13 protein-coding genes are annotated in these 17,217 nt (G+C 48.2%); 5 read left to right on the forward strand and 8 right to left on the reverse strand.

Annotation, left to right across the window (positions count from 1 at the left end; all coding sequences use genetic code 11):
* Positions 1–26: 26 nt before the first annotated feature.
* The 5 genes from F0L74_RS09285 to F0L74_RS09305 form a co-directional block, all read right to left on the reverse strand.
* Positions 27–455 (reverse strand): DUF5004 domain-containing protein, encoded by a 429-nt coding sequence (locus tag F0L74_RS09285; RefSeq protein WP_149837583.1) that lies wholly within the window; start codon positions 453–455, stop codon positions 27–29.
* 18 nt (positions 456–473) lie between these two features.
* Positions 474–2,255: a RagB/SusD family nutrient uptake outer membrane protein gene (locus F0L74_RS09290; RefSeq protein WP_246197668.1), complete on the reverse strand. Its 1,782-nt coding sequence runs from the start codon at positions 2,253–2,255 to the stop codon at positions 474–476.
* A 211-nt stretch (positions 2,256–2,466) separates the two neighbouring features.
* Positions 2,467–3,282, reverse strand: a complete 816-nt coding sequence (locus F0L74_RS09295) for an alpha/beta hydrolase (protein WP_149837584.1) — start codon at positions 3,280–3,282, stop codon at positions 2,467–2,469.
* 8 nt (positions 3,283–3,290) lie between these two features.
* A complete protein-coding gene (locus F0L74_RS09300; protein WP_149837585.1) occupies positions 3,291–4,673 on the reverse strand; it encodes an SGNH/GDSL hydrolase family protein in 1,383 nt (460 codons plus the stop codon).
* A gap of 12 nt (positions 4,674–4,685) precedes the next feature.
* The gene (locus tag F0L74_RS09305; protein WP_149837586.1) at positions 4,686–7,169 is read right to left on the reverse strand and encodes a glycoside hydrolase family 38 N-terminal domain-containing protein; all 2,484 of its coding nucleotides are present in this window, start codon (positions 7,167–7,169) and stop codon (positions 4,686–4,688) included.
* Between the two features lie 275 nt (positions 7,170–7,444).
* Here F0L74_RS09305 and F0L74_RS09310 point away from each other — a divergent pair, with 275 nt between their 5' ends.
* The 4 genes from F0L74_RS09310 (at position 7,445) to F0L74_RS09325 (ending at position 12,849) form a co-directional block, all read left to right on the forward strand.
* Positions 7,445–10,027, forward strand: a complete 2,583-nt coding sequence (locus F0L74_RS09310) for a glycoside hydrolase family 2 protein (RefSeq protein WP_149837587.1) — start codon at positions 7,445–7,447, stop codon at positions 10,025–10,027.
* Positions 10,028–10,088: 61 nt separating this feature from the next.
* A complete protein-coding gene (locus tag F0L74_RS09315) occupies positions 10,089–10,661 on the forward strand; it encodes a hypothetical protein (protein ID WP_149837588.1) in 573 nt (190 codons plus the stop codon).
* 110 nt (positions 10,662–10,771) lie between these two features.
* The gene (locus F0L74_RS09320) at positions 10,772–11,098 is read left to right on the forward strand and encodes a YegP family protein (protein ID WP_149837589.1); all 327 of its coding nucleotides are present in this window, start codon (positions 10,772–10,774) and stop codon (positions 11,096–11,098) included.
* A 110-nt stretch (positions 11,099–11,208) separates the two neighbouring features.
* Positions 11,209–12,849, forward strand: a complete 1,641-nt coding sequence (locus F0L74_RS09325; protein WP_149837590.1) for a hypothetical protein — start codon at positions 11,209–11,211, stop codon at positions 12,847–12,849.
* Here the strand turns inward: F0L74_RS09325 and mug are convergent.
* Entirely contained in the window at positions 12,838–13,350 is a 513-nt protein-coding gene (gene mug, locus F0L74_RS09330) for a G/U mismatch-specific DNA glycosylase (RefSeq protein WP_149837591.1), read from the reverse strand. The genes F0L74_RS09325 and mug overlap by 12 nt on opposite strands.
* 205 nt (positions 13,351–13,555) lie before the next feature.
* On the opposite strand from mug, the gene F0L74_RS09335 reads away from it, so the two are divergent.
* Positions 13,556–14,146, forward strand: coding sequence for a class I SAM-dependent methyltransferase (locus F0L74_RS09335; protein WP_149837592.1), 591 nt, complete (start codon positions 13,556–13,558; stop codon positions 14,144–14,146).
* Between the two features lie 506 nt (positions 14,147–14,652).
* On the opposite strand, the gene F0L74_RS09340 is transcribed toward F0L74_RS09335, so the two are convergent.
* Together F0L74_RS09340 and F0L74_RS09345 are read right to left on the reverse strand one after the other, a co-directional pair.
* Positions 14,653–15,042 carry a hypothetical protein gene (locus F0L74_RS09340; protein WP_149837593.1) on the reverse strand — a complete coding sequence of 130 codons (390 nt, stop codon included), beginning with the start codon at positions 15,040–15,042 and terminating at the stop codon, positions 14,653–14,655.
* 281 nt (positions 15,043–15,323) lie between these two features.
* Positions 15,324–17,099: a tetratricopeptide repeat protein gene (locus tag F0L74_RS09345; protein WP_188315936.1), complete on the reverse strand. Its 1,776-nt coding sequence runs from the start codon at positions 17,097–17,099 to the stop codon at positions 15,324–15,326.
* Between the last annotated feature and the right edge of the window lie 118 nt (positions 17,100–17,217).

The following is a 17,217-nucleotide window of genomic DNA, read 5'->3' on the forward strand; positions in this document are numbered from 1 at the left end:
CATCAGGTAATTTTTGTAGATCAGTGTCAGTTGTCCCTTTGCAGTGTATAGATATAGGCATTCAGCGCACAACCGGGGCTGAAGCTGAGGCTTAGCTGCCGCGTGCCTGTAACGGTGGGATAGTTAAACGGAATGGATACCGCCGTGCCACCCTCCGGCCGGAACGTGATCTTAAAAGGATACGCCGGATCATCCAGCTCCACCTTTCCATTGGCATTCACCAGGAATGGCAATTTGTGCTGCAGCGTGTAGTTACCGGCGGAATCAAATTGCAGCCGGAACTGTGTAAAATCAAATGCGTTGGTGATATCCGTACCGTTCCTGGTAGCTTTAATGACCCGCCAGCTGCCGGCTATGTTTTTAGGCGCTTCCGCTACAGGGGCGATCTCCTCTACCTTACAGGAAGAAAGGAATATGAAGATGCATATAGCCACGTGGAGTATATAACGATTCATGTATGCAAGGTTTAAAGATCAATAACCAGGGTTTTGAACCAATTCCGGCGACTTACCGGTTTCTGAAATGGGAAAAGGCCACAGGTACATAGCCGGCCGGAAATTATGTTTGGTAACGTTAAAGACCTTATACGCCACCGTACTCCCGTTACGGTTCACTTCCATCCCCTGTGCCTGGATGCTTTCCGTTTGCGGAGCGATCTTCCATCTTCTCACATCCCAGAAACGGTGGCCTTCATAGGCCAGCTCTATACGGCGCTCCTGCTGTATGGCCCTGCGCATCTGCTCTTTGGTCAGGGCCCCGGGCAGCTGGTAGGGATCCAGCCCCGCACGCTGGCGGATAGCTTCTACCGCCGCATATACATTTGCGGTAGGCCCTTCATATTCATTAGCCGCTTCCGCATAGTTCAGCAATACCTCCGCATAGCGCATCAGCGGCATTACCCGGTTGGTGCCAAAACTGATACTGGAAGAAAGCGCCTGGGGATCCAGCATCTTGTTATTATAATACCCCGTAAGCGTACCCTGGTGTACCGCATCCTGGCCGGTTCCAACACCGTTGTAATTACCCATATAAATGTTGACCGGCGCCGATCCGTTTGCCTGGCCATTGCCCGTACGCACCAGCAATACCGTCTGATCATGTATAATGCTGTAGGCCAGTCTGGGGTCACGATCCTTATAAGGATCATTAGGATCATAGCCAGAAGTTGGATCTGTGATGGGTTTGCCGTTCCGCATAGGGAACGCATCCACCAGCCCTTGATAAGGGAAAGAGCCGGTACCATTGCCATTCCTTGAAGGCGGCAGGCACATAGTCTCCAGGTCATTATTCCCGGTGGCGCGCATCAGCTCAAAAATGTATTCCGTATTTACACGCAGCGGAAACAGTCCCTGGAAACCATAACCGGGAGAAGAGGTCTGGTAATTGTTGACGGTATTTAAACTATATACGCCCAGTGCGATCACTTTCTGCGCCGCATCTTCCGCCAGCTTCCAACGGTTTACATCGTACGTAGGATAACCCACCAGCGCGGGGTCCACTTCTTTTCCGCCGCCGGCTCCCGCTTCGCGGGGTAAGGTGGTGCCATTAAACAGCGGACTGGCAGCATACAACAGCACCCGCGCCTTTAATGCCAGGCATGCGCCACTGGACACGCGCCCGTAGTTAAGGCCCGTCTGTGTCACCGGCAGGATAAGGGCGGCGCTATCACATTCTGACAGGATATAATTCACACAGTCCGCATACGTGCTTCTTTTAGCCACAATAGGCGTTTCATAGGATAGCAGGGTATCCCCCACCAATGGAACGCCGCCATAATGCTCCACCAGGATGGCATAGTACCAGGCGCGCAGGAAACGCGCCTCCGCCACCATCTGTGCTTTATAAGGTGCTTTCAGCGGCGCATTGGGGATATTTTTGATCAATACATTTACAGCGCGAATGTTGCTATAGCAGGTCTTGTACGGCTCTTCGCCAATAATACCTGCATTCACCGTACCGGTGGCAAACTGCGTAGCAGGCGTAGGGAAAGCATGGGAAGGCTCCGCTTCATCGCAGCCGGCTTCCAGGCCGCCGCACACGATGTAATTGTAGGAAAAGCGGTTCAACCCCGTGCTCAGTCCTACATTGGAATAAATGTTAGCCAGGAAACCAACCGTCCGGGAACTGTCTGTAAATACGGTTTGTTCCGAAAGATTGGTAGTGGTGGTGGCAGAAAGAAAGCCCTCTTTCCGGCACGAGGAAGTGGCCAATGCCGTTGCCATTAGCGCCAAAACGGGAATACATCGTTTTATCATATAGTGGCGGATTTATTTTGCATCAGTGAATAGTATACGCATAACATCGGTATAGCGGTGTTTTTTCATCCGTGTGAATCAATATCCTATCAGTAAACCGGTTTAACTAATCAAAACAAGTATTGCCCCTTTATTGTGGAATTCTCTTCGCTGATCTGGTTGACTATCGCTAAAAACACTTTGTTAAACCGGTGTATCAAATCATTATCTGCTATTTATTTTTCTGGAAATAATCATGAAAGAACAACACATGGTACTTAATGGAATTGGTCCAGTATTCCCAGGTGTGGCCGCCAGGCCGCGCCGCATAATCATGCGGTATATTACGTTCCAGCAGCAGTTCATGCAGCTTGTTGTTATAACGGCTAAAGAAATCATCTGTTCCGCAGTCTATGGTCAGCTCCAGCAGATGCGGCGTAAGCAGGTACAGCATATTGATCACGCTGTTCTTTTCCCAGTGCTCCGGGTGTTCGCTATAGGCGCCCAGCACCTGGTCAATCCCAAAGCTTTGCGGAAAGGCGCGGAGGTCTACTCCCCCGCTCATACTGCCGGCCGCGCCAAAAGTATCGCTATGCCGGAAAGCCAGGTATAACGCGCCATGGCCGCCCATGCTTAAACCGGTGATCGCCCTGCCGCTACGGCTGTTGATCGTGGAATAGTGCTTATCCACCCATTTAACCAGCTCTGAGGAGATGTATGTTTCATATTTCGAGCCCGCTTTTACCGGGCTATCTATATACCAGCTGGCAAAATCGCCGTCAGGGCATACAATGATCATGTGGTAATCATCTGTCATTTTAGCGAGCGCCGGGTCTTTATTGACCCAGTCGCCATAATTGCCGCTGTATCCATGCAGGAGATACAGCACCGGGAACTTTTTACCGGCGCTGTAATCCCCCGGGGTGATCACCACCGCTTTGATCTGTTTGTGCATCGCTTCACTAAACGTTGCTACGGTATCTACTTTTGCCGCCAGCAGCCGGGAGCTGATCAGGAGTAATAAAATGAGTCTACAGGTATATTTCATAATGCCGGTTATCTGGCTGCGGTGATAGCGATCTTATGCAGCTGTGGTTTGTTGATCTCGTATATCTTATCCGTAAGGATGTCTATTTCCTGTTGCCAGGCATCGCGCAGGGTTTTGTAACGGGCGCGGGAATAGTTATCCCTGTTGCCGCTTACAAACAGGTCTTTGGAGGCGTTTACGGAGTCCATAGACGCATTGTCATCCTTAAACAACAGGCCTTTGCCTTTCAGGAAATCAAACTGCATCCAGGTATACATCCGGATCCGCCGTTCAATATCCCAGCGCTCCTCATTCAGTTCCCTTATCTGGATAGCCTGCTGGTATTCCGGCGTGCGGGTATTCTCTGCCAGGTTAATACCTGCGGACAGTTGCGCGGCATCGTAGCTGCCTACTTTTTCACCATCCATTACCAGGTCATACTGGCCTGCGTGGAGACCGCCTACCTGCAATACTTCCTGGTTAAACTCCTGCATAAAAGGCACCACTTTCAGCGCTTCCGCCTGTGCATGATGACTGCCCCAGGCGCGTGGCACCGTATCCAGCGGATAAGGCAGCGATTGCGCCAGGTAAGTGAAGCTGATGCCGCCAGCGTTGCCTGCTACCGCATTGATCTTACAGTTGGCAGCCTGCTTTACCTGTTTTGTGCTGGCATCGATATGTATAGTGGCTACGGGCTGATTGGCCAGTCCTTGCGCTTTCAGGAACAGGTATGCCATCACCATATGGCCGTCATTATCCGGATGGATACGGTCGCTGGGCGTAAGGCTGTAGGCAGAATCCCGTTGCTGCTCCCGCTGGTTAATAGCGCGCATAGGCTGGTAAAAATCAACAAAGGCCCAGCCGTTCTTTTTAGCCGCCTGTTGCTGGAAGGCCACCACTTCTGTCAACGCTTCTGCTTTATGCGGGAACAGGTTTTTATTATTGAATTTAGACGTTTCGTCATAGGGAGAGGTGCCGATAAAGATCTTCTTAATATCTGAGCGTTTTTTCAGGCGCTCTTCCACCAGGCTGTAAAAATGGTAGGAACGCTGCAGCCGCTGCTGCATCGTATCTTTCCCATCCGCGCGGTACCATTCAAAATAGCCCGTATCATTCATGCCCCAGGTGAGGGTAAGCACGGTAGGCTTTTTGGAGAGCACGTCCGCATCCAACCGGTCATAGATCTGGCCTATCACGTCGCCGCCTATACCGGCATTCAGGCAGGTAATACGCCTGTCCGGGAAACGGGTCATATAGTACAGCCAGATATAGGAATGGTAATGTCCGCCATCCGTAATACTGTTGCCTACAAAAACAACACGGTCACCTTTCTGAAATGGCGCCGGCTGTTGCTGTGCCTTTGCCTGTAAGGCGCCAGCTGCCATGAACAGGAATAATAGTTTTCTTCGCATTTGATGAGCTATTTATGAATGCTTCGTTATTTTGATCGTACGGATGCCAAAAGGGGGCAGCGTTACCGGCGTTTCCCATTGGCGGTTGTTTTTAATTATGTTGATGGAGGTACGGTCTTCACCGTTTAGCTCCACCAGCGCGGCGCTGCTGATCGCTGTGGGAAAGCTGAGACTGGCCTGGCTTTCTTTCCTGGAGGGATTGAATAACCTGATCAGCAACTCATCCCCTTGCCAGGTAACGGAACTCACCTGCACCGCACCGCCTTCCAGGCGAAACATGGATTGCCCGGCTGTAGCAGCTGCGCCTGCGCGTACCAGTAAAGGCTCATTCCATTTGCTATTCTCCATACAGATCCTCCCCTGCTCCCAGTTACTGGCATGCGGCACAATGGCATAATGGATAGCCGTAGGGCCGTTAATGGTGTAATTCCTGCCCCAAAGCCCCATACCGGAATACTGGATATCCAGCGCCAGCGGGAAATTTTCGCCATGCGCATAACTGGTGGTATGATCGCTAAACAGGGCCATCCCGTATTTGCCGCTGCCATCCGTTAGATCTACCCAATTCAGCAGCACGTTATTTTTAATACTGTCCCAGCGGTTATAGAAAGTGTTATCCAGCTGACTTTCCGTTACATCAAAAGGCGCATCTTTTGCTATATGCGGCTGTGTGAATGTGGATGGGAACAGGGCCAGCAGTTTTAAACTATCATTATAAAAAGGCTTGGCCGGTAATTCCCATTTATAGGTACCAGGCGCCATTGTTTGCCCGATACCGGTATTCTCTTTCCAGTTTATCTGCAGCTGGTTATCGATCTTCGGATCGCCGGCAGTCACGGTGAGGGTTTGCGTAAAGCTGTCTCCGGCAATCTGCCCTGTAAGCAGCAGCTTTATCCGCAGCGCGCCTGCTTCCTGTACCTGCACGGTTACCGGGGTTTCCATGGATGATCTGAAACCTCCCCTGTCATAGAAATTTCCTCTCAGGGCATTGAAACCATCGCCCGCGAGCTCTTTGTTATGCAGCTGTTTGGCAATAAGGCTTTTGATAATGCCGCCATGCAGCGTATCTATGGTGATCCTGTATAGATCTGTTTCCAATATGTATGTACTCCCCTGCTGTTTAACCGCTGTAGTTACCGTGGGCCTCGCAGCCGTATTCACCAAATGATACACCTGGTTACCCATGGCCGGCACATTGGCCAGGAATAAAATACCATCATTCACCAATTGGGAGGCTACGGGTTTACCCTGGGCGTCTAACACCTTGGCAGCGTTCCATCCTTTGGGAAGCTCCGCACGCACTACTTCTTTACGATCCAGCCCCAATGTATTGCAGACTGTTATAGCCTCCGGCTGACCAGTCACCGGGACAGACAACTGATCAATACTATCACAGATCCGGCGGGTGGCGGTTGTCCACGCAGCCACTTTATCCGCCCAGGTATTACCCGGCTTGCCGTTATAGGGTACAATCCAGCAATCATGATGCTCAGAGAGTAATAAGGTACGCCAGGCGGTATCCAGCGCCTGTTGCGGCCAGGGTGTTTGTTTATTCCAGGCCGCCATTGCCGCCAGTTTTTCTGATTGTAGTATTTTATTCTCCGCCTGGCGAACGCGCTGCGCTATCTGCTGCGTTACCTGTGAGCCCCATACCAGGCTCACCAGGATATCTTCCTGGGATACCTGCCAATCCGTGGCCTTATCATTTACCGCTATATGATCAAAATAGTGATGCCAGAGGGTGTACGCAGCGCTATCCCCTTTGAATGGCCCGCCCTTCCAGCCGGCATCCTGTAAGGTCATACCAACAGGATGTTGCATGCCTGCGCTATGGGCGGCATTTATATACTCCCGGCTGTTATTCCAGGCGATGGTTTGCCAGGTGGATTTGTTAGACAGTGCCTCTACCGCATACCGGGGAGACGTAAGTATGGAGCTGCCATCCGGCCCTATCCAGTTCACTAATTCTCCGCCATGGGCACGGGTATAACCCCCAAAACAGGTATTCGGATTTTTAAGGGAGGCATATTTAAAACCGAACGATCTCAGTATCTGTGGCAGCGCGCTGGTAAAACAAGGCTCCTCCGAAGAATAAGTAGAAAACACTGCTTGCGGAAAATAATGATGCAGGTGCTGTATGCCATACCGGAACTGCCGGATAATACTCTCACCGGAGATATTAAAGAGATAACCCTGGGCATAGGAAGGGTTTACATACTCGATCCGCCCCTCTTCATACAATTTCTTAAAGTCTCTAAAGGCCTCTTGATCTATTGTGGTGACACGATCCCATGTCTCCGGCTCAATTTCTATATTAATATACCAGTTAGGATGTTGCCGCAGCTGGTCCGCCATAAAACGGGTATTCCAGTCCGGGTAATGCCCCCAAACTCCGCCATGGTAGCCATCTATATACCAGGCCTGCTGGGCCATTGCCTGCATACTTGCGAGCAGCAGCAAAATGGTGACGATCTTATATCGTAGCGGCCTATTCATATGTATTCAATACGGGTAATGCCCGCCGGTAGCAGGAATGGGACATTTTTCATAAACGAGAAATATGCTAAACTGATTTAGCAAATAAAACACAAAAGAATTGGTTCCGCAATAGCACTGCACACATTTATATTTAAATAATATCTATAGATACTTATAAACAATCATTTAAGGAGTCACAATTTTTTCATTTTTACCCTTCCTAAACCGGTTTAGCAAAATATTTTTATTATCCGGCGTAATGGAACATATTTGCGCAAACTTTTCCACTACTTATGAAAGCATGTGTTTTGTTCCTGCTGCTCCATGTTATTATCAGTACTTCCTATAGCCAGGGCCTTCCGCAACATTTACGCTGGAAGCTGCACCCACAGGGCGTATTGGCCGTACAAGGCGCAGGCATTTCAACACCAGGGTTTCCAGATCAGGACTGGCTGCTGGCTATTGTACCCGGTACAGTGTTCTACTCCTATGTAAAAGCCGGCAGGGAAAAAGATCCGGATTATGCGGATAATATTTACAAAGTTGATCAGCAGAAATACAACCAGCCTTTCTGGTATAGAACAGAATTCCCGCATCTTTCCGTTAAAACCGGCCAGCATGTATGGCTGCAATTCAATGGCATTAATAAATACGCGGAGATCTACTGCAATGGTAAACACCTGGGTAACCTGCACGGGCATATGCAACGGGGTAGTTATGATATCACGCCGCTGCTGAAGGCCAACGGCAGCAATGCGATTGCCGTATTAGTGAGCCCGCCCAGGTATGATCCGGATCATGGGCATGGATTGGCTAATTGGGAAAGCCCTACCTATATCTGCAGCGGCAGTTGGGACTGGATGCCGGCGGTACCAGGTTTAAACAGCGGCATTACGGACACCGTGGCCCTGCGCATCACAGGCGCCGTGCATTTGTCTGATCCCTGGATCCGTACGGACATGCAGGATACCAATGCTGCTACTATCCATATCGCTACACAGGTAACAAACACCGCTCCCACTGCTGTTACCGGAAAACTACAAGCAGTGATCAATCCGGGCAATATCACTATCACTAAAAATATCACCCTGGCGCCCGGCAGTAACCAGGAGATCAACCTGCCTGCGGCACAACTGCGGCATCCTCATCTCTGGTGGCCGAATGGGTATGGAGATCAATTCCTGTATACCTGTAAAGTATCCTTTACATCCGGGGAGACCATCACCCAACAGTTTGGCATCCGGAAAGTTACTGCTGATACCACCGCGCTGCATGGCCCCATGCGGGTATATGTGAACGATGTGCCTATCCTGCTGAAGGGAGGTAACTGGGGCATGTCTGATTACATGCTGAAAGTAAGGGACCAGGATTATGATACACGGATCCGGTTGCACCAGGCCATGAACTTTAATATGATCCGCAACTGGACCGGCGAAGTCACAGATGAAGCCTTTTACAAGTATTGCGATAAATACGGCATTATGGTCTGGGATGATTTCTGGCTGAATAATATGGGCGGTATCGATAGCCTGGCCATGTTCAAAGACAATGTTATTGAGAAACTCAAAAAATTCCGGAACCATCCTTCCATTGTTATCTGGTGCGGCGCCAATGAAGGCATTCCCGGCGGGGATGCGCATGGCGCGATCAGTAACGTAATTACTGCCGCCATCCACACGTACGATGGAGGCTCCAGGCTGTATCTGCCCCGTTCTAATGCCGGCGTAGCCAATCCCAACTTCTCTATCCATGGGGATAGCAGGAACCTTTCCGGTAGCGGTATCTGGGCGAATGTAGACCCTAAGACCTATTTCACCGATCCGCATAACGGCTACCTGTTTTCTGTCAATAGCTGGGGCCTGCGGAGTGAGCTGGGCATGGCCACTTTTGTAAATCCTGAGAGTTTTAAGAAGTTTATGCCCCAGGCGTATTGGGTCCCCCCTACCCCGGAAGATGTAAAAAGCAAGGACAATATGTGGGCCCGGCATTTCTTCAGCACAGATGGCGCACTGGGCGGCGGCGCTGACCCGGTTAAATATATCCATGACATCAATAAAAGCTACGGCCAGGCAAACTCGCTGGAAGACTTTTGCAAGAAAGCACAGCTGCTGAACCTGGAGACCATGAAAGCCATGTTTGAAGCCTGGAATGATCATATGTGGAACGACGCCTCCGGTATGCTGATCTGGATGAGCCAGTCCGCTTATCCTTCCATGATCTGGCAGACCTATGACTATTATTACGACCTGACCGGCGCTTATTTTGGCGCAAAATCCGCCTGTGAACCGGTACACATACAGTGGAACCCGGCTACAGATACGATAAAGGTCATCAACAACCGGCCCATTGCGTTGAAAAACCTTACCGCGAAGATGCGCATTTTTAACAGCGATGGTAAACCCGTTAGCAAATACTCCCGTCATGTTTCCATTGATGCGGCGCCTGTTTCCGCCACAGCAGTATTCCGCCTTATGCCAGATACCGCGGACCTCTCTGCCGTATATTTTATACGATTACAGTTATTTAATGCCGCCGGAGGATTGGTAGCTGAAAACACGTATATGGCAGGGAAAACCTACCTGGATTATACTGCTTTGAATACTTTACCCCACATAGGACGTAATCTTGTTATCAGCACGCCTGTTGCAGCTAAGAACAAAATGGCTTACACCATCTCAAACAACTCAACCACCACTGCCGCCGTTGGGGTGCGGGTGCAATTGGTCGATAACAACGGACACCAGATATTGCCGGCACTGATCAGCGATGCCTATTTTACATTAATGCAGGGGGAGAAAAAGCAAGTCCTGGTGGATGTAGACCCGGAATTATTGAAGAACGGGTATAAGCTGGTAGCGAAAGCTTATAATGATTAATTGGATTATGATGGGACTTCGCCTATAATTCGTTTTCTTTGCAGCATAGCAATCGAAAAACATGGAACATATTCAGGAATTGATACAGGCTGGGAACATTGACGAAGCCATCCGCCAGACAGAAGCAAAACTCAGCCAGTTGCCGCCAACAGATTTCCACCAGGTCATCGGCAAAGACCTGCTGCATCATGCATCTTCGCTGGGCGCGTTTCTTAGCATATTTTACGATATTCAAACAAAGGAAGAAGAGCTTGACATCAAGGCTATTTATGTTGAGCTGAACAGCTTCACCACCCAATTTGACCGCTGGTTCCTTCATTTGCTGGGATATGAATCCCTGTTCAGCAGGGATAACCTCGACTGGCTGACAGATTTCAGCGCAGAATCCGACAAAAGCATTACCATAACAGGTTATGAAGCCCTGCAGGAAGCTAATAAACGGTATATGCAATCGGAAGGATACCGCGATGATCTGCTCAGGGAAGCATGTGAGCTGCATGAATACCTGGTGATACTGCGCCTGCACCAACTGGTACAACATACCGTTGCCGCACATAAAGACAGCGCCTGGGCGGCTGTTACCGTGTTTGCTGCGGCACATGATTATGAGGACCTGATGTATACCGCGAAATAATTAGTTCCATCATCTTATTATCAAAAAAGCCGGTTGTTTCTAAACACCGGCTTTTTTCGTGATGTTTCGCGGAAAAATGGTATATTCAGCAACAGTCAAATCTAAATTCCATGTGCAAATTCATTATCAGGACCGGCAAACATCATCAGTTCTTCTTTGACCTGAAAGCAGAAACCGGCGAGGTGATCCTTTCAAGCGATGCATTCCATACCAAGGCCGCCTGCAACACCGGTATAGAAGCGTTAAAGGCAGTAGCAAGGGATGATAACAAATTTGAGCGAATGAAGTCTGCTGATGAGCATTTTTACTTTGTTATAAAAGGCGCAAACGGCAAGCAGATGGTGAAGAGTGTACTATTTGCCAACCCGGCAGACAGGAATGCTGCGATTAAGAGTGTGGAGGCGGAGGCGCATGATGCGGTTACGGTAGAGGAGTAAACTGCAGTTTCCGCCATCAGTCATGCTGTTGTTTATGACCAGGATTGAGTTTGTCAAAAATAAATGCTTATTTCACACATTAAGTAAAAGCACGTTGACAATCCTATCCAATGATAAATGGTCATACCATCATAATAGACAATAATATACAGATCACCGTATTAACAGATCAGCAAGCCGTTGCCGCATTAAAAAGCTCCATACCGTCAAAGACGCCCCCTCCTGCCCCAATGCAGCAGGCATCACAAAATGAGCATAATCCCATACCCGGATATATCGCACGCTATATTAACAAAGATGCTTCAGTACTCCCATTAATGGTTGAATTATTGAAGCAGGGGGATTTCAAACTTAGGAAACGCCTTTTATACGCCATCAATAACATTAAATATACGACAGACTGGAACTTCCGGATTACGGAACCTGTACTGATTGAAACCTTGTTTTCCCTGACAAAATATAGGTCTCTTGAGTCCCCACTACTGGACGTACTGCTGACGTACAGAATGGAAGGTTATATAGGGACACTGGAAAAATTGTTTGCCGCCACCAACTCAAGGATACTATCGGCGCTCTTATACCACCTGACCCATATAGGCAGATTTGACTGCCTCCGTATGCTGGAGAAAAAGGTCGCAGGGCGGCATCACGACAAGCTCATGTGGCCTATGTTACTCATGACGCTCAAGAGCATTGGCGCACGGTGTGATAAGGCTACCGTTCCTTATCTGGAAGCAATCATCATGCACTTGTTCAAACGTGGTACTATTCCGTTAAAGGACCTACAGAAAGGAAGCATGCGGGAAGACAAAATGAATTATATGCATTTGCTTTGTCTATACGGAACAGAGAAAGTTACCCCTTTGATCGATGAAATAACGCCATTCCTGTCAAAAGATTATCTCGCTTATTTCCGCTACCGCATGGGTATAACCACTGACCTGACGGAAATATTAGATGCGCTTCGCAAACATGATTATCCGCCTGCCTATCGGCAATTTATCCTTCCTGTAGGGCTCTCCAATATGACTGAAGAGTGGAAAGTGGCGATAATGCTCCATTCCCTTGAAAACAAAACAGTGGAAAACAAACTATGGCATGCCATGTCGCTCTCACAGATGTTTGACTGGCTGGGCGACCCTAACTTCATAAAAGAACACATATCACTTGTAAAAGATCCGGAGGTTGCCAATGCCCTGCTTAAATTGCATACCATTAAAAACCTGCCGGTTGAGCCCATTCTATCCGATTTTCTAAATGCCGGCCTCCTTGGTAACATTCAGACAGAGAGAGCCTTTGACAAGATCTCCTTTGGCAGGCGGGCAGCTCCTCATGCCTTGCCAGGATATGTATTGGAGGGATTATATACAAAGTTTATCCACGACGCCTACTATATGGAGTCCACCGCCGTTTTTATGCAGCACCATATCGAAAAATGGGCTAAAGATTGCGGCGCGCCCATTGATGGTCTTACTGCCTATGCTGCATCCAACCAGGAAAACGACGATTGCAGCATGGTAAAGGCTGTTTTGTCTGATAAGGGATACATTATGACAGACTTGTCTGGCAATGGTCTTCCATATAATCTGGAGCCGGTGAGAGCATTGTTAAATACCATATTGGAATACGAAAACATACCCGGGAGGATTGTACCGATGTTACAATATTTTTCCGAATGTCATGTCTTGGGAAATGTTGAAAAGCTGCAGGCGCTTAATGAAAAATACGATTTCGAAAAATCAGTTAACTGAAATAACCTGGTATAACTCATTATAATAACCAACCAGATCACTCAACGAAAATCCCCGGTTCAACCCGCTTGGATTAGGCAGCACCCAAACCCTGGCGCCACCAAATTTCATGTCTTGCGCACCCCAGGCAATCGTCTTTAGCCCGGAAAGGGCCTGGAAGGCGGGCTTTCCAAGAAAGGCGACATACCGCGGCCTGTATTGCTCGATCTTCCGTGTAAAAGCAACCGCGGAATCTGCGAATTCATGCTTTGCCAGTTCGTCTGCACGGGTAGTAGGCCGCTCTACTACCGTCGTTAACCCATAGCCGTAGCGAAGTATCGAACTGTCATCTATCGCAGCAATTTCATGCGGCGTAAACCCTGAAAGATGCAATGCCCGCCAGAACCGGTTGCTCCTTCCTGAAAAATGATGCCCGTCTATAGCCGATTTAAGCCCCGGGTTGATACCGCAAAAAAGGACCTTCAGGTCCGCTGCGATGATATCAGCCAACAAATGATCCATATTTCAGTCTTTAGTATCCACAATCGCCATGTGCCCGGCAAAATACGCAAATCCAATGATAAGCGCCAACCCCTCCTTCCCGCTCTTAACATGACTGGAAATTATCCGCCGGATAAGAAATCCCTTAGCGGATCCAAAACTTCCATTTTGTATTTCAAAAATATCTACTAACTTTGAAACACAAAGTGCTTTTAAACACCAACAAATGCATCACTCTACGGCTACATTTTATAACCGTCTGGCATTTCTATACCCTATCATCAACTACTTTTTAAACAAACAAAGAAAAGTACTGATCAGTGAGGTTAACAATGCGCCTCCCGGAAGATTGCTGGAAATAGGCGTCGGTAACGGATCGCATCTGCCTTTATATGCTGCCCATCAAATTATTGGCGTTGATATCTCCCAGGCTATGCTAAACCATGCCAAACGATCTGCTAATAATAATACGGAGTTATTGCTCATGAATGGCGAAGACCTGATATTTCCGGAAGCCTGTTTTGATTATGTTGTCATTACCCATACCCTTGCAGTCGTAAAAGATCCGGAATTGCTATTAGAGCAGGCGTACAGGGTATTAAGACCAGGGGGTAAACTATTTATCCTTAATCACTTTACGCCTGCTAACTGGTTAAAATACCTCGACCGGGCTTTTCAACCCTTCTCCTCCTTTTTTCATTTCAGATCCGCCTTTTACCTGGATAAGATAAAAGGACTGCAAAGATTCTCTTTACATAAGCAAACGGAGCTTGGAATGGGCTCTTATTATAAATTTCTTATCCTCTGTAAGCCTTGAAAAAGTACATCCCTATACTAACGCTATCCATGCTTATCAGCCTGTTCATTTATGTATTTTACCGGACCGACAGGACCTTAATAAACCAGCTTTTTATTGAGGTATTATCCCGGGAAAGGTATTTCATGCTAAAAACATATATCACCGCTTCCCTGCCGCTGCACCGTTATGTTGTTTATTCCTTACCGGAAGGCCTATGGATCTTTTGTATTACCATCACCTCAAGCTTTTTCTATTTAAACCTACGGAACCGTAAATGGAGCTTGATATGGATACCGCTACTAGTAGCTCCGGCCATGGAAATAATGCAGTTATTGCGATTACTCCATGGCCGGTTTGATATGATGGATATACTGATCTCAACAGACTTTTGGCTGCTTGCCGTGTTCCTTACCAAAACCAACACAGGTAAAGAGCCGCTTTTCCAATCTGTGAATGTTAAGACGGTCTGTTGTGTGGTGAGCTACCTTGTTGTTTATCTGGCGCATGTTACGTACTAACAACACTCAATCATCCCACCAATCCGGCTTCTTACCGCTACGGGATGCAGACAACCTATCACCGGGACTGGGAAAACAATCAATGGTCTCCTCATCATAATACAATACAAACATATTCCCGGTGCTGGTTTCTGACAGCGTCAGGAATCCATCCGGGTCTTTACCCATCGTACACGCTATAGGCGGCGTACTCTGCTGTTGGCCGCCGTTATAATAGGTAACGGTCACATTGGCATGTGTATCGTCCGCTATATCTATTTTTACTTCCATTTTCTCGCTGGCAGTTGGCAGCGCGAGTACCTCCCCGTTCACCTCTGCTTCAAAGGCGGAGAAGGTACCGCTTGCCTGGCGGGGAGAGGTATCCTTGTCATCCTTTTTACAGGATGTAAATGTCAAAATTGATCCGATAAATAAGCAACCCAATAGTAATAGACTCCTGTTTTTCATAATGCACTTTTTAGATATGATTAATGTATGGGTGAACAATGGGCTTGATGGATGTCAGGCCAGTGAATCGATACAAAAGTACCGCTGCTGCAAAATGATACCTATTTTGCAGGGTCTACAAATGGTTACACGCAGGTATACAAATGGTCTACAGGATCCTGAAAAATGGCTACAGAAAGCATTTTCTGCCGGTTACATGGGTCACAACGTCAGTAAAATTGACCTTTTATTTATAAATTAAGGATGTATGTGGAGAGATCGTCCTTCGGCTGCAGGGATAGCTTTTTTTTGATACGGTAACGGCTCATCTTAACACTGTCAGGGTGTACATTCAGCAAACTGGCCACCTCCTTATTGGAAATATTCATCCGGATATAGGCGCAATGTTTCAGTTCATTCCGGGAAAGTTGGGAAGATAATTGCATCAGCTTATCAAAAAAAGCAGGGTGTACTTCCTCAAAATGCAGCTTGAATTTTTGCCAGTCCTCCGTCAGCTCCAGGTTATAGCGGATGAGTTTACGGATCTCCTCCAGGTGGTTGCTATCTGACATCCTGACATTATCGGTCAGCTTCTCCCGCAGTTCAGACAGTACCCGGTTCATCTGATCCGTATGGATGATATTGGCGGATAGTTCCCGGTTCCGGTGGTCCAGCTCCTGGCGTACCCGCAGTGATTTCTCTTCAATAAGGGCCCGCTCCGCCAGTATGCGGCTATTCTCATCTTGTAGCATTTTCTGACCGTGCTGGTACACTTTTTCTTTTAGCCGTTTATTATAATACAGGATCACAATGATCACTATACAGAGCAGCACGGCGCCGGCGCCAAAATACATGAGCGTTGTTTTCCATTTGTTCTGCTGTTGCAGCAGGACGATCTGCGCCTGATGCTGGCTTGTCTGGAAGCTTACTTCCAGCAGGTCCATATGTTTTTTATTGGCCAGCTTTTGCAGGGTATCCTTCACGGCAGCCGCCTGTAATGAAAGATCAAAGGCCTTTCGATAATTGCCCTCCTGGCGGTACAGGCCAACGCCTGCATCAGCCACCAGCTTTCGTTGTTCCATATTGGGCGACCATTCCTGACGTATTTCCCGCAGCGTAGCCTCGCTCTCGCGGAACTGACCTTTGCGGGCCAATATGCGGCTTAGCATTACCCGCCCCTCTATGCTGATGCTGTTGAACCCTGCTTTATCCGCCAGGGACAAGGTTTGCTGGATGTATTGCATCGCCTTCTCCAATGACTGCTGCTGCAGGTATACATCCGCCATGTTCAGGTAGGTGCTTGACTGCAACCGCGTATTCTGATGCACCAGCAGCAAAGCAAGGGCCTTGTTATAATAATCAAGGGCTTTATCAGGGAAGGATTGTTCAAGATAGGCATTCCCGATATTGTGATAAATGAAGGCAATATCCGCCGGCGACTGCAGCCGGTCATAGATCACCAACGCCTTATTCAGATAAGCCAGCGCATGCTTGTAATCCCCGGCGGCGCCATACGCTACGCCGATATTGAGGAAGCGGCCGCCTTTGGCAGCCAGGTTACTGGGCCTTACCAGCCGCAGGCTGCGCTGCAGGTAGTCAAGGGCCTTATCAAATTCATGCAGGGAATTATGGAACAGCCCCAGCTCGTTATAAACAATCGAAAGCCCGCCCCGCTCGTTCCGGGCCTGGGCAATATCCCGCGCCTGGATATATTGCGCATAGGCCTCCTTGTAATGATCGCTTTGAAAATAAACATCGCCCAGCCGCGAACGACCTACCACCTGGCCAAAGGAATATTTTAGCTTATCAGAAAGGGCAATGGCCTTACGTGCATAGTAGAATGCACTGAGACTGTCGTTATACAGGTTAGCATAAGAAAGATGCAGCAGCTCATTTACCATGGCGGTATCCTGCCCGTGATGACTGATCCTCTTTTCCAGCGAGTCATTGATAGACGGCCCTTGTGCGTAGTTACGGGCATACGGGATCAAACAACAAATGATGATACATGATCGTACAGCTTTCATAACTGGTTTCCTTTGCATTACTCGTAGATAAAAATAGCTGATATACAGGGAAAAAGGAAGCCTGGGGCCAATAAAAGATACTATCTAGGTAACTTTGGAACACTTGCATATATAACCC

This window comes from Chitinophaga agrisoli, from assembly GCF_008386695.1.
In the GTDB taxonomy this organism is placed as follows: domain Bacteria; phylum Bacteroidota; class Bacteroidia; order Chitinophagales; family Chitinophagaceae; genus Chitinophaga; species Chitinophaga agrisoli.